We start from the raw sequence: 11,951 nt of genomic DNA on the forward strand, positions 1-11,951 counted from the left end.
GGGATTCACTGTTGTTGACGCGCAGATTCTGCAAGGGTCTTGCCGCTCCGAGATCGCAGTAAATGCACACCTGCCACCTCACACCGTGTCACCTTGGCCGGGAATATGTGGCACCGAGGGTGCAAGTCCTGCGAGGGCATGACCCCTGCAGACATCACCGCCGTTGCCCTGTCCTTCCTCCGGCCCGGTCCCGACACCCAGGCCTGCAAACTGATCAGGCAGGAGGCGATGGGACTCATGGAGCTGGGTTTTCGCGTCGGGTTCCCGCCCGACGAGGTCCGCGCCCGTGTGGCCGACGCGCTGCGCCGGGCCGAGGCCGCCCTCACGGACGCCGCCCGTCTGGGCCTCCGCGTTGTCGCCGCGCGTACACCGGCATATCCGTCCCGTCTGGCCGAGATCATCGACCCCCCAATTGTCTTGTGGACGAGCGGGGATGGATGTCTCGAACGGCGCAGTGTGGCCATTGTGGGATCGCGGCGAGCCACGCCCGCCGGCCTCCACGTGGCGCGCCAGTTGGGGCGTGATCTCGCAGGCGCCGGCTGGACCATCGTGAGCGGCATGGCCCTGGGTGTGGATGGCGCCGCGCACGAAGGCGCGCTCGAGGCCGGCGGGGAAACACTGGCCGTGCTCGGGTGTGGGGCCGATATCGTGTATCCCTACGCGCATCGGGCCCTGGCGGCGCGAATCGCCGGACACGGCCGGATTCTGAGCGAGTTTCCGCCCGGTACGGCGCCGCGGCCCTGGCACTTTCCGCTGCGCAACCGGATCATCAGCGGACTGGCCCGGGCGATCGTGGTGGTGGAAGCGTCGGAAAAGAGCGGGTCGCTCATCACGGCCCGGCTTGCCATGGAACAGGGCCGCGACGTGCTCGCGGTACCGGGCAGCGCTGCGTCGGGCCGCTACCGCGGCAGTCACGCGCTCATCAAAGATGGCGCCCGGCTGGTCGAGACCATGGATGATGTGCTGGACGAAATCGAAGGTGTGTCGAGAATTCGCGCCGGGCACGCAGACAAGACTTGCGTTATCAGTGAATTGGAAGGAATGATGGCGGTCGGGGAGCCCTACAGTGTTGACGAATTGGCGGCGTTGAGTCGCCTGCCGGCGCCCGATTTGCTGGCCCAGTTGGGCCGCCTGGAAGTGGAAGGCAGGATGAGCCGAACGGCCGGGGGGAATTTTGTCCGGCTTGACTCGACTGCTAGTGTTAGGGGAATCGGCTCATAAAATTATGGCAAAGGTATTGGTAGTGGTCGAGTCGCCGGCGAAGGCGAAAACGATCAACAAGTATTTGGGGCGCGACTACACGGTACTCGCGTCCATGGGGCACGTTCGGGATCTTCCCAAGAACAAGCTGGGTGTGGATGTCGAGGACGGGTTCAAACCCGACTACGTCGTCATTCCGGATCGCGCCAAAGTCATCAAGGAACTGAAGGCCGCCGCCAAGTCAGTGTCCGAGATATTCGTCGCAACCGACCCTGACCGCGAGGGCGAGGCGATCGGCTGGCATCTGGCCGAGGAACTGGGCACCAAAAAGCGGAAAGTCCGCCGCCTGATGTTCAACGAAATCACCAAGAAGGCCATCCTCGAAGCGGTGGCCAACCCGGGTGAGATCGACATGGACATGGTGGACGCCCAACAGGCGCGCCGCGTGCTCGACCGCCTCGTGGGATACAAAATCAGCCCACTGCTGTGGGACAAGGTGCGCCGTGGCCTGAGTGCCGGACGCGTCCAGTCGGTGGCGCTCAAGTTGATCTGCGACCGCGAGCGCGAGATCGAGGCGTTCATCCCCGAAGAGTACTGGCACGTCACCGCCCGCCTGGCGGCAGCGCTGCCACCCGAGTTCGATGCACGCCTGGCGCGCAAGGGCAGCGCGGCCGTGAAGATCACGAACGAGGCCGAGTCCAAGGCGGTGCTGGCCGATCTGGCCAAGGCGCCGTTTGTGGTGTCCTCGGTCCAGACAAAAGAGCGCAAGAAGAACCCGGTTCCTCCGTTCATCACGAGCAAGCTGCAGCAGGCGTCCCGCTTCCCGGTGAAGAAGACGATGATGATTGCGCAGCAGTTGTATGAGGGCATTGAGCTGCCCGGCGAAGAAGCGGCAGTAGGTCTCATCACGTACATGAGAACCGACTCGGTGCGCGTGGCCGATCAGGCCCTCGTCGACGTGCGCGAACACATCGGCAAGGCCTATGGGGCCGATTACCTGCCGGCCCAGGCCAATCAGTACCGTGTGAAGCAGACCGCGCAGGATGCCCACGAAGCCATCCGGCCGACCTCGATGGGATATCCGCCCGAGCGCGTGGCGGCCCATCTCACGCCGGATCAGTTTTACCTGTATCGCTTGATCTGGAACCGGTTCGTCGCGTCGCAGATGATGCCGGCGACGTTCGACGATACGACGGTGGAGATCACTGCACTCGACTACCTCTTCCGGGCCAAGGGATCGGTGCCGAAGTTCGCCGGCTGGCTCGCGGTGTATGGCCAGGCGAAGGACGAAGCCGAGGAAAGTGAGCGAACGGAACGTCCGGCGCCGGCCGCGGGTGCCCAGACCGACGCCGAAGAAGACAGCGGAAGCGCCGTGTTGCCGCTCGTGAAAGAAGGCCAGACGCTGGCGGTGCGAAGCCTGACGCCCGATCAGAAGTTCACGCAGCCACCGCCGCGGTTCAACGAAGGGTCGCTCGTGAAGGCGCTGGAAGAAAACGGCATCGGCCGGCCCAGCACCTACGCGTCGATCATCAACGTCCTGCAGTCGCGCGAGTACGTGAACAAAAACGAGGGCCGGTTCAAGCCCACGATTCTGGGTCGCCGGCTCGTGGACAAACTGCTGCATCCCGCGTTTGATGACATTCTCGACATCGAGTACACGGCCCGCATGGAGGACGAACTCGACCAGATCGAAAAGGGCAAGGCGAAGTACGGCGCCATCCTTTCGAAGTTCTACAAGAAGTTCGTCAAGGATCTGGCCAAGGCCGAGAAGATCATGCCCAGCTTCAAGGAAGGGCAGCCGACCGACATCGTGTGCGAGAAATGCGGCGCGCCGATGGTGGAGAAGTCGGGCAAGTTCGGCATCTTCCTGGCCTGCAGCACCTATCCGGCGTGTGACAACACGAAGGAAATTGAGGTGGCCGACACGCCAACGGAAGAACTGGAAGAGGCGTGTGAGAACTGCGGGAAGCCGATGGTGCTCAAGCGCGGCCGGTTCGGCATGTTCCTGGCGTGCACGGGATATCCCGAGTGCAAGACCACTCGCAAGGTCATCGCCACCAGACAGGGTGTGACCGCGGCGAAAGCGGATCAGATCCTGGACGAGAAGTGCCCGAACTGCGGCAAGAACCTCGTGGTGAAACAGGGGCGCTTCGGTGAATTCACCGCGTGCACCGGGTATCCCGAGTGCAAGTACGTGAAGCAGCAGTTGACGGGGATCAAGTGTCCGAAGGATGGCGGTGACGTGGCCGAGCGGAAGTCGCGGCGCGGTAAGGTGTTTTTCGGCTGCGTGAATTATCCGAAGTGCGACTTCACGCTGTGGAACAAGCCCATCATTGAGCCGTGTCCGAAGTGCCAGCGGCCGTTCCTCACCGAGAAGATCACCAAGCGTCACGGGCGCCAGTTGATCTGCAGCAACGAGGAATGCGACTACCTGCGCAGTGAGGCGCTCGAAGAGACGACGGCCGGGTAACGCGTCACATGGTGCATATCATCGGTGGCGGGCTCGCCGGTTGCGAGGCAGCCTGGCAGGCGGCCTCGATGGGCGCGGACGTCACCCTCTACGAAATGCGGCCGGTGCGGCCGACGGCCGTTCACCAGACCGACGGCCTCGCCGAACTCGTCTGCAGCAATTCGTTTCGCGGCGACAAACTCGACAACGCCGTCGGGCTCCTCAAGGAGGAGATGCGGCGGCTCGGGTCGATCATCATGCGCATCGCCGACGAGGTGCGTGTGCCGGCCGGCGCAGCACTCGCCGTGGATCGGCATCTCTTCTCGGAACGCGTGACGGCCGCCATCACGTCACACCCGCGCATTCGCGTTGACCGCCGCGAGATCACACACGTGCCGACGCCGGCCGAGATGTCGCCGGTCGTTATTGCCACCGGCCCCCTGACATCGGACGCGCTGTCGGCCTCCATCGCGACGTTCCTTGGACGCGAACACCTCGCGTTTTTTGATGCGATCAGCCCGATCGTGCTGGCCGAGACCATCGATATGTCGAAGGTCTTTCGGGCGTCGCGCTGGGATCGGTCGCTGCGAGGGCCTGCGCCGGAAACGACCTCAGAGGTCGTTTCGCCGGCGGTGACCGAAACGACCTCTGAGGTCGTTTCCGGGGGCACGTCCGAAGGTGACTACCTCAACTGTCCCTTCACGAAAGACGAATACGTCGCCTTCCACCAGGCCATCGTCTCTGCCGAAAAGGCGGAGGTGCACGACTTCGACAACACGAAGTTCTTCGAAGGGTGCCTGCCCATTGAAGTGATGGCGCACCGGGGCGTAGATACCTTGCGGTTTGGCCCGATGAAACCCGCCGGACTTGACGACCCGCGCACGGGCCGGTGGCCGTATGCCGTTGTGCAACTGCGGCAGGACACACTCGCCGGTGACCACTACAGCCTCGTGGGATTCCAGACGCAGTTGAAGTGGCCGGAACAGAAGCGGGTGTTCGGGATGATTCCGGGACTCGAGCACGCCGAGTTTGTGCGGTTCGGCATGATTCACCGGAACACCTACATCAACGGTCCGACCGTGCTGACGAGCACGTGGCAGACCCGCAGGCGTCCGGACCTGTTCTTCGCCGGGCAGGTATCGGGTGTGGAAGGGTATGTCGAGTCGGCGGCGTCCGGCCTTGTGGCGGGAAGAAATGCGGCGCGCCTGTCGCTGGGACATGACCCGGTGGCTCCACCACGCACGACCGCGATCGGGGCGTTGGCCCACTACGTGGCCCACGCTGATCCGGCGCACTACAACCCGACCAACATCACGTTCGGGATCATCCCCGCGCTCGACGCACCGCCAAAAAGCCGGCATGACCGGAGCATGGCGACAAGCGCGCGTGCCCTGGCCGATCTTGAACCCTGGAGCACGGCTACCGCCGGCGGGGTGTGATGAGCGTGATGCTGAGGGACGCCACGCGGGAGTTCCTGCAGTTCCTGAAGTTCAACAGGAACGCCTCGCCGCATACGGTGCGCGCCTACGAGACCGACCTGACCCAGTTTCTCGATTTCCTCAGCGCACGCGACGCGACCAAGCCCAGCAAGGTGCCGGTGACCGCGCTTGACGCCGACGGGGTGCGCGGGTTCCTCGAATCGCTGCACGATCGCGGCAACAGCCGCGCCTCTGCCGCCCGGCGCCTGGCTGCCTTGCGCACGTTCGCGCGGTACCTGGTGCGCGAGGGCCGGCTGGCCGACGACCCGACACAGATGGTTGGGGCACCGCGCAAGGAGCAGACCCTGCCCCAACATCTCGACCTGGCGCAGGTGGACAGCGTGATCGGCACACCCGATCTGGACCGCGCCGCAGGACGGCGAGACCGCGCGATCCTCGAGTTGTTCTACGCGTCCGGTCTGCGGCTCAGTGAGCTGGTGGGGCTCGATATCGAAGACGTGAATCTCCCCGGTCGCGTGGTCAGGGTACGGGGCAAGGGCGGCAAGGAACGGCTGGTACCGTTTAACCACTCCACAGCCGACGCGCTCAAAGTGATGCTGCAGGACGCCCGCGCGCTGAAGCCCGAAACGACCTCGCGGCGATCGCGTGGCTCGGGTCCCCACGCGCGGACGCGCCATGCGATGTTCCTCAACCTGCGTGGCGGGCGGCTCACCACGCGCAGCGTGGATCGCATTGTGCGTCAGGCGGCGCGGGCGGCGGCAGTACCTGGCGGGCTGAGTCCGCACGCACTGCGGCACACGTTTGCCACGCACCTGTTGCAGGCCGGAGCCGACCTGAGGGCGATTCAGGAGTTACTGGGTCACGAGCGCCTCAGCACGACGCAACGGTACACACATCTCGACATCGGCCGGCTGATGGAGGTGTACCGCGCGTCACACCCGCGCGCACGCAAGTCCTGACTACACTTCTTCCAGGGCCGTCAAGTGCCGACGGGATCGGGGAATCTCGATGTTCAGGATTTTGATCTTGTAGTTCATGACCCGCGGACTGATATCGAGCAGGTCCGCCGCATCCTTCTGGATCCAGTTCGACATCTTGAGCGCCTCGACCACGGCCTGGCGTTCAATTTCCTCGAGACGGATCCCGGTCGCCGGGATGTTGACCACAAGCGATTGCCCGCGCGATGTGGTCACCGCCTGATCGCCAATCTGCAAATCGCTCAGCGTCACCGTACTGCCATCGGTGAGCAGGACGGCCCGCTCCACCACATTCTCCAGTTCCCGAATGTTGCCGGGCCAGTGATGCCGCTGCAGCACCTTCATCGCGTCAGACGCCACGCTGTCGACCTTCTTCTTCAACTCCGCCGAGAAGCGGCGCACGAAGAACTCGACGAGCGCAGGAATGTCGTCCTTGCGGTCGCGCAGGGGAGGCATGTCCACCGACACCACGTTCAGGCGATAGAACAAGTCTTCGCGGAATCGCCCGTCCTGCACCATCTGCGACAGGTTTCGGTTGGTGGCCGTGATGATGCGCACATCGACGCCCACCGTGCGTGTGCCGCCCAGCCGTTCGAACTCATGCTCCTGCAACACGCGCAGGATCTTCGCCTGCGTGCTGGGACTCATGTCGCCGATTTCATCCAGGAACAACGTGCCACCGTCTGCCTGTTCGAACCGGCCAATCCGCTGCTTGTCGGCGCTCGTGAACGCGCCCTTTTCGTGACCAAACAGTTCCGACTCGAGCAGGTTCTCCTGCAGGGCTGCGCAGTTGACCTTTACGAACGCCTTGCTGGCCCGCAGCGAGTTGTGGTGAATGGCGCCGGCAATCAACTCCTTGCCCGTGCCCGTTTCGCCGCGGATGAGCACCGTGGAATTGCTCCGCGCCACTTTCGAGACGATGCTGAGCACGTGCTGGAGGGCGCCACTGGCGCCCACGATCTTGTCGAAGTTGTAGAAATCCTGCTGGGCATGCCGCAGGTATTCCACCTGATGTTTGAGATGCCGGAGCTCGATCGCTTTTTCGATCTTCAGCTCCATCTCCTCGATCTCGAATGGCTTCTGCACAAAATCCACGGCGCCGATCTTCATCGCCTCAACGGCGGTATGGATCGATCCGAAAGCCGTCATCAGGATGACCGCGGCATTGGGCTGGAGCGACCGTGCGGTCCGCAGCACGTCCATGCCGTCGGCGCCGCCCATCCGCAGGTCCGTCAGCACCACATCGTACTGGCTGGCCTGCAGCCGCTCGATGGCGCCGGTTCCGTTCGGCGCGTCCTCGACCTCGTGGCCAGCGCTGGTTAACGCTTTGACAAGGCCCTTGCGAAGCGAATCGTGATCATCAACGACGAGAATGCGTCCCATAAATACTCTTCTGCAGGAAGGGGCCGGCCTTTACCACCGGCAACGTGACCCGAAAGGTGGTGCCGCGGCCGGGTGCGGATGCGGCTTCGATAATTCCGTCGTGGGCGTCCACGACTTTTCGCACAATCGACAGACCGAGGCCGGTGCCCTTGGGTTTGGTCGTGAAAAACGGGCTGAAAATTCGTTCGAGGTCGCCTTCGGATATCCCAATGCCCTGGTCGCGGACTTCGATGGTCACTTGCGCGGGCATCGGTTGTCCGGCACTCGCCAACTCGGCGTCTTCCGCCACGTGGGACACCCGCACGTACACCGTTCCTTCCGGCTCCATCGCCTCAATCGCGTTGGTGATCAGGTTGGTCAGGAGCTGCCGCAACTGGCTGGCGTCGGCCATCAATTCCGGAACGTCTTTATCGACATCCACCTGCACCTGCGAGGCGCCCAGTTCGAGGGTGTCGATCGCATCCCGCACGACCTCGCCCACGACCACCGGCTCAACCTGGAGACGGATGGGTCGAACGAATTCCAGGACCTCCACCACGATGGAATTGGCGAGCTTGGACTCCTTGATGATCTCGCTCAGCGTTTCCATCGCCTCGGGGCGGTCTTTCAGCTGGCGCCGGAGTGTGCCTGCCATGATTTCAATGCTGGCGAGCGGATTCTTCACCTCGTGCGCGATGGTGGCCGCCATGCCGCCGAGCGTCGCCAGCCGGTCGCGGAGACGCTGCCGCTCTTCAATCTGCTCCACCCGCGTCAGGTCCTTCACAAACAGCGTCAGCCCGACTTCGGCGCGCGAGTCATCATGAATTTTCGAAATGGTGTAGCCAATCGCCCGCCCGCTCTTGCGCAGGCGCAGTTCCGCGCGGTTCGGCAGGTCCGACGTTTCGAATGCCGACTGCACGATGCGTACGACTTCGGGGCAGTCCTGAAGCACCTCAAGGTAGGACCGCCCGAGATCGGTTTGGCGGGGCTGCAGCCCCAGCACGCGATACGCGATGCTGTTCATGGCCGCGATCCGCCCATCCCGGGTGATGGCCAGCACACCGTTGCGGAGGTTGAACACCAGGTGGCGGAAGAACCGGTCCGGCAGCACGTCTGGCGCCGCAGCCCCGCTTTCGCGCGGGTCATTCTCCGCCTTGGGCTCCGCCTTGGGCTCCGCCTTGGGCTCCGCCTTGGACCCTGGACTCTGGACCCTGGACCCCGGACTATCCTCGGGTGGCGACGGATGTGGCGAGGCAGACAGCAACATATCCAGATATCTGACGTGAGCGTGGGAGCAAGGGGCGTACCGACCATGGCGCCCGGTCCAAACACAGAATTGCGCGTAAACGCTTGCGCGCTCCAGACTAAACGGGCCGGTTGGCCTGCAAAATTAGCCGAGAATTACAAATTTCGTCAAACCAGGTGTCGCTACTCGTCGGGCTGTTGCAGGGTTTCCCAGCGGTTCATCAGGTCGCCAACCTCCCACATGAGCTGCTTGTGGAGGGCCACGGCGGCTTCGGCCGCCGGCCGGTCGTCGTAGAAGCCCGGCCCGCTCATTTGGGTCTCGATGTCCCGGATCTTTCCCTCGTGCGCGGCGATACGTTGTTCGAGCTCGTTGACCTTGCCCCGGCGCTCATCATCGGCCCGGCGGCGCCGCCGGGCATCGGCGTCCGCACGTTTTTTGTGTTCGTAGGACACCGGCGCGGCCACCGGAGCGGGAGCCGCCGGCGCGGTCGGGCTGGCCTGGGCCTGACGAGCCTTCGACGGAGCAGCGGCCTTGGAGCTGGGGGCGTCAACCGCGGCCTGGCGCTGTTTCTTGCTCCACAGGTATTCCTCGTATGTGCCCGGATAGACCTCCACCTTTCCGTGGCCGACCGCGATGATCTTCGTTGCCAGACGGTCCACAAAGTAGCGGTCGTGCGACACAAAGATCAGGGTGCCGCCAAAGGCGGCGAGCGCCTCGAGCAGGACGTCTTTTGAGTCAAGGTCGAGGTGATTGGTCGGTTCGTCGAGCAGCAACGTGTTGGCCGGACGCAGGAGCATGCGCGCCACGGCCAGTCGGGTGCGTTCCCCGCCCGACAGGACGCCGGCCTTCTTGTAGATGTCGTCGCCGGCGAACAGAAACCCGCCGAGGAGATTGCGAATCATCGGCACCATGTTGATCGGGGCGTCCGATTCCAGCGTCTGGTAGACGGTCTTCACCGGGTCGAGGCGTGTGGCCTCATCCTGGGCGAAGTACTGCTTCACGACCTGGTGTCCCTCGCGGCAGGAGCCGGAGTCAGGCGCCTCGGCCCCCGACAGCATGCGCATCAGCGTGGACTTGCCCGCGCCGTTTGGCGCGACCAGCGCAATGCGATCGCCGCGTTCGATGTGCAGATTGAGGCGATCAAAAACCACCAGGTCGCCGTAAGCCTTGCGCACGTCGGTCAACTCCATCACCATGCGGCCGCTTTTGGGGCAGCTCGGGAAGGTGAAGTGCACATGCTTCCGCTCGGGTGGGACCTCGATGATCTCGACCTTGTCGAGCATCTTGATCCGGCTCTGCACCTGGGCCGCCTTGGTGGCCTGGTAGCGGAACCGATCGATGAACGCCTTCATTCGGGCGACCTCATCGTCCTGCTCCTGCTTCGCCTTGCGCAGGCGGTTCATCCGGGCGTCGTACTCGGTGAGGTAGAACGAATACGTGCCGATGTAATCGGTAATCGTGCGCAGCGACAGGTCAGCGACTTTGGTGACCACTGCGTCAAGGAAGTACCGGTCGTGCGAGACGAGGATGACCGGATGGGGATAGGCGATCAGGTAGGACTCAAGCCAGTTGCGCGCGTCCAGATCCAAATGGTTCGTCGGTTCGTCGAGCAGCAGGAGGCCGGGACGGCCCAACAGCAACGTGGCGAGCGCGATGCGCATCTGCCAGCCGCCAGAAAACGTCTCAACAGCCTTGTTCGCGTCCGAGCGTGCGAAGCCCAGACCATCCAGCACCTGCGTGACTCGGAGGTCGATGCTGTAACCCTCTTCGCGACGGAAAAATTCGCTGAGGTCGTGATACCGCTCGAGCAACCGCTCGTGTTCGCCCTCGGGGAGTGTTGGCTCGGCCAGTGCGTGTTCAATGCGCGTCAGTTCCTCGCGCGCGTCGAGCAACGGCCTGAACGCCTGCGAGACTTCGTCCACCAGAGTCCGACCGGCGTGCGCCAGCCCATCCTGTGGCAGGTAACCGACGGTGAGGCCTGTGGGTCTGACGATGGTGCCCGAGTCGGGCTCGTCGAGCCCGGCGAGCATCCGCAGGAGCGTGGTTTTGCCCGCGCCATTGGGCCCGCACAGGCCGACGCGATCGCCGTCCGAGACCTGCCAGGTGACGCGGTCGAGCAGTACACGCTCGCCGAACCGTTTCGTGAGGGCGGAAAGTTGAATCAAACGAGGCGTCAGGCTTCGGCGGCCGGTACCGGCTCGCCGAGTGCCCGCGCGGTGGCCGCAAGAATGCGGGGCAGGCGGAAGGGCTTGGTGATGTAGCCGGCGACGCCGAGGTTGATGGCCTCGATGGCGGCCGCTTCAGTGGAATAGCCCGTGATGATGATGACCGGCAGGTCCGGGGCCGTGCGCCGGGCCTCGCGAATCACCGACAGGCCGTCCATCCCGGGCATCTTCAGGTCGGTGATGAGCAGGTCGTACGCCCGTGCGCGCAACTGCTCAACAGCGGCCGCGCCGTCGATCGCCGAATCCACGTCGTAGTCGGCGCCGGCCAGCGCTTTGGCCAGCAACTCCCGCACCGAGGGTTCATCATCGACCACGAGCACCCGCGGGCGCTCGTCACCGGTATGGGTCCCGTCGCTGATCTGGGCCATCTCGCGGCTGACGTCGAGCCATGTGTCGATATCGCTTCGGCGGAACAGCCATTGCCGCCCCACCCTGACGGCCGGGATCTTGCCGGCCTTAATCAGGCGGTAGACCGTACGCAGGTTTACCTGCATGTAGTCCAGCACCTGCTCGGTGGTCAGAAATTGGTCGTTGGTCATCACCGGAAGCTGCCAAGTGTAACACCTGGCGCAAGGGGGGCGGGGTACCCCTCCCCAGGACCCGGCGCCGAAGGATGGGGGAAGGCTGGAGGGAGGGTAGCCGGGCCGACCAGGAGATTCCCATTCGAGTGGTGGCCACGGCCCTGCCCGCCGTGAAGCTCGACCCCGACACCGTCGTGAAGCTCGCCCGGCCTCAATGGGAGTACAGGGAACTACGCATTCCGACCATTCCAGGCACGACGCCCAACGCCATCGCGGCGCTGGCCAGTGCCGGCGCGGATGGATGGGAAACGACGGGCATCACATTCAGCGCGCCCGGCGCTACTGTGCTGGTGATGAAGAGAATGAGGTGAAGATCTGGTTTTCATCGCACGAGCGCCGTCGCCTACTTTGTTCGTATTAGTCAAATGACTTTCTCTATAGGTGAATCTTTGCCTGTCCAAGGCCGTCTGAGCCACTGAGAGGAGCCGATGATGACCATGGGCTCCGGACGAAACTCAGACAGAAAGGGAAA

At 63.8% G+C, this 11,951-nt stretch carries 9 protein-coding genes; 5 read left to right on the top strand and 4 right to left on the bottom strand.

Going from position 1 to position 11,951, the window contains the following annotated elements; all coding sequences use genetic code 11:
• The first annotated feature begins 138 nt into the window (after positions 1 to 138).
• The 4 genes from dprA to IPL75_05580 are packed head-to-tail and all read left to right on the top strand — an operon-like array spanning position 139 to position 6,047.
• Complete coding sequence (gene dprA, locus IPL75_05565) at positions 139 to 1,221, top strand: DNA-protecting protein DprA (protein ID MBK9239723.1); 1,083 nt, start codon at positions 139 to 141, stop codon at positions 1,219 to 1,221.
• A gap of 4 nt (positions 1,222 to 1,225) precedes the next feature.
• Positions 1,226 to 3,670, top strand: coding sequence for a type I DNA topoisomerase (gene topA, locus IPL75_05570; GenBank protein ID MBK9239724.1), 2,445 nt, complete (start codon positions 1,226 to 1,228; stop codon positions 3,668 to 3,670).
• A gap of 8 nt (positions 3,671 to 3,678) precedes the next feature.
• Positions 3,679 to 5,088: a methylenetetrahydrofolate--tRNA-(uracil(54)-C(5))-methyltransferase (FADH(2)-oxidizing) TrmFO gene (gene trmFO / locus IPL75_05575; GenBank protein ID MBK9239725.1), complete on the top strand. Its 1,410-nt coding sequence runs from the start codon at positions 3,679 to 3,681 to the stop codon at positions 5,086 to 5,088.
• Positions 5,089 to 5,096: 8 nt separating this feature from the next.
• Positions 5,097 to 6,047, top strand: a complete 951-nt coding sequence (locus IPL75_05580) for a tyrosine recombinase XerC (GenBank protein ID MBK9239726.1) — start codon at positions 5,097 to 5,099, stop codon at positions 6,045 to 6,047.
• On the opposite strand, the gene IPL75_05585 is transcribed toward IPL75_05580, so the two are convergent.
• The 4 genes from IPL75_05585 to IPL75_05600 all read right to left on the bottom strand — a co-directional run bounded on the left by IPL75_05585 (position 6,048) and on the right by IPL75_05600 (position 11,437).
• Positions 6,048 to 7,448 (bottom strand): sigma-54-dependent Fis family transcriptional regulator, encoded by a 1,401-nt coding sequence (locus IPL75_05585; GenBank protein ID MBK9239727.1) that lies wholly within the window; start codon positions 7,446 to 7,448, stop codon positions 6,048 to 6,050.
• The gene (locus tag IPL75_05590) at positions 7,426 to 8,694 is read right to left on the bottom strand and encodes a PAS domain-containing protein (protein ID MBK9239728.1); all 1,269 of its coding nucleotides are present in this window, start codon (positions 8,692 to 8,694) and stop codon (positions 7,426 to 7,428) included. The genes IPL75_05585 and IPL75_05590 overlap by 23 nt, the downstream gene beginning before the upstream one ends.
• A 161-nt stretch (positions 8,695 to 8,855) precedes the next feature.
• Positions 8,856 to 10,838 (bottom strand): ABC-F family ATP-binding cassette domain-containing protein, encoded by a 1,983-nt coding sequence (locus IPL75_05595; GenBank protein ID MBK9239729.1) that lies wholly within the window; start codon positions 10,836 to 10,838, stop codon positions 8,856 to 8,858.
• Positions 10,839 to 10,846: 8 nt separating this feature from the next.
• Positions 10,847 to 11,437: a response regulator gene (locus IPL75_05600; protein ID MBK9239730.1), complete on the bottom strand. Its 591-nt coding sequence runs from the start codon at positions 11,435 to 11,437 to the stop codon at positions 10,847 to 10,849.
• Between the two features lie 131 nt (positions 11,438 to 11,568).
• Here IPL75_05600 and IPL75_05605 point away from each other — a divergent pair, with 131 nt between their 5' ends.
• Positions 11,569 to 11,790: a hypothetical protein gene (locus IPL75_05605; GenBank protein ID MBK9239731.1), complete on the top strand. Its 222-nt coding sequence runs from the start codon at positions 11,569 to 11,571 to the stop codon at positions 11,788 to 11,790.
• Positions 11,791 to 11,951: the final 161 nt, after the last annotated feature.

Source organism: Acidobacteriota bacterium, from assembly GCA_016716905.1.
Classification (GTDB): Bacteria; Acidobacteriota; Vicinamibacteria; order Vicinamibacterales; family SCN-69-37; genus SYFT01.

What these genes read in the sequence shown, in the direction of transcription:
- dprA (MBK9239723.1), top strand. Translation starts at nt 139, where the DNA reads ATGACCCCTGCAGACATCACCGCCGTTGCCCTGTCCTTCCTCCGGCCC.
- topA (MBK9239724.1), top strand. Translation starts at nt 1,226, where the DNA reads ATGGCAAAGGTATTGGTAGTGGTCGAGTCGCCGGCGAAGGCGAAAACG.
- trmFO (MBK9239725.1), top strand. Translation starts at nt 3,679, where the DNA reads ATGGTGCATATCATCGGTGGCGGGCTCGCCGGTTGCGAGGCAGCCTGG.
- IPL75_05580 (MBK9239726.1), top strand. Translation starts at nt 5,097, where the DNA reads ATGCTGAGGGACGCCACGCGGGAGTTCCTGCAGTTCCTGAAGTTCAAC.
- IPL75_05585 (MBK9239727.1), bottom strand. Translation starts at nt 7,448, where the DNA reads ATGGGACGCATTCTCGTCGTTGATGATCACGATTCGCTTCGCAAGGGC.
- IPL75_05590 (MBK9239728.1), bottom strand. Translation starts at nt 8,694, where the DNA reads ATGTTGCTGTCTGCCTCGCCACATCCGTCGCCACCCGAGGATAGTCCG.
- IPL75_05600 (MBK9239730.1), bottom strand. Translation starts at nt 11,437, where the DNA reads ATGACCAACGACCAATTTCTGACCACCGAGCAGGTGCTGGACTACATG.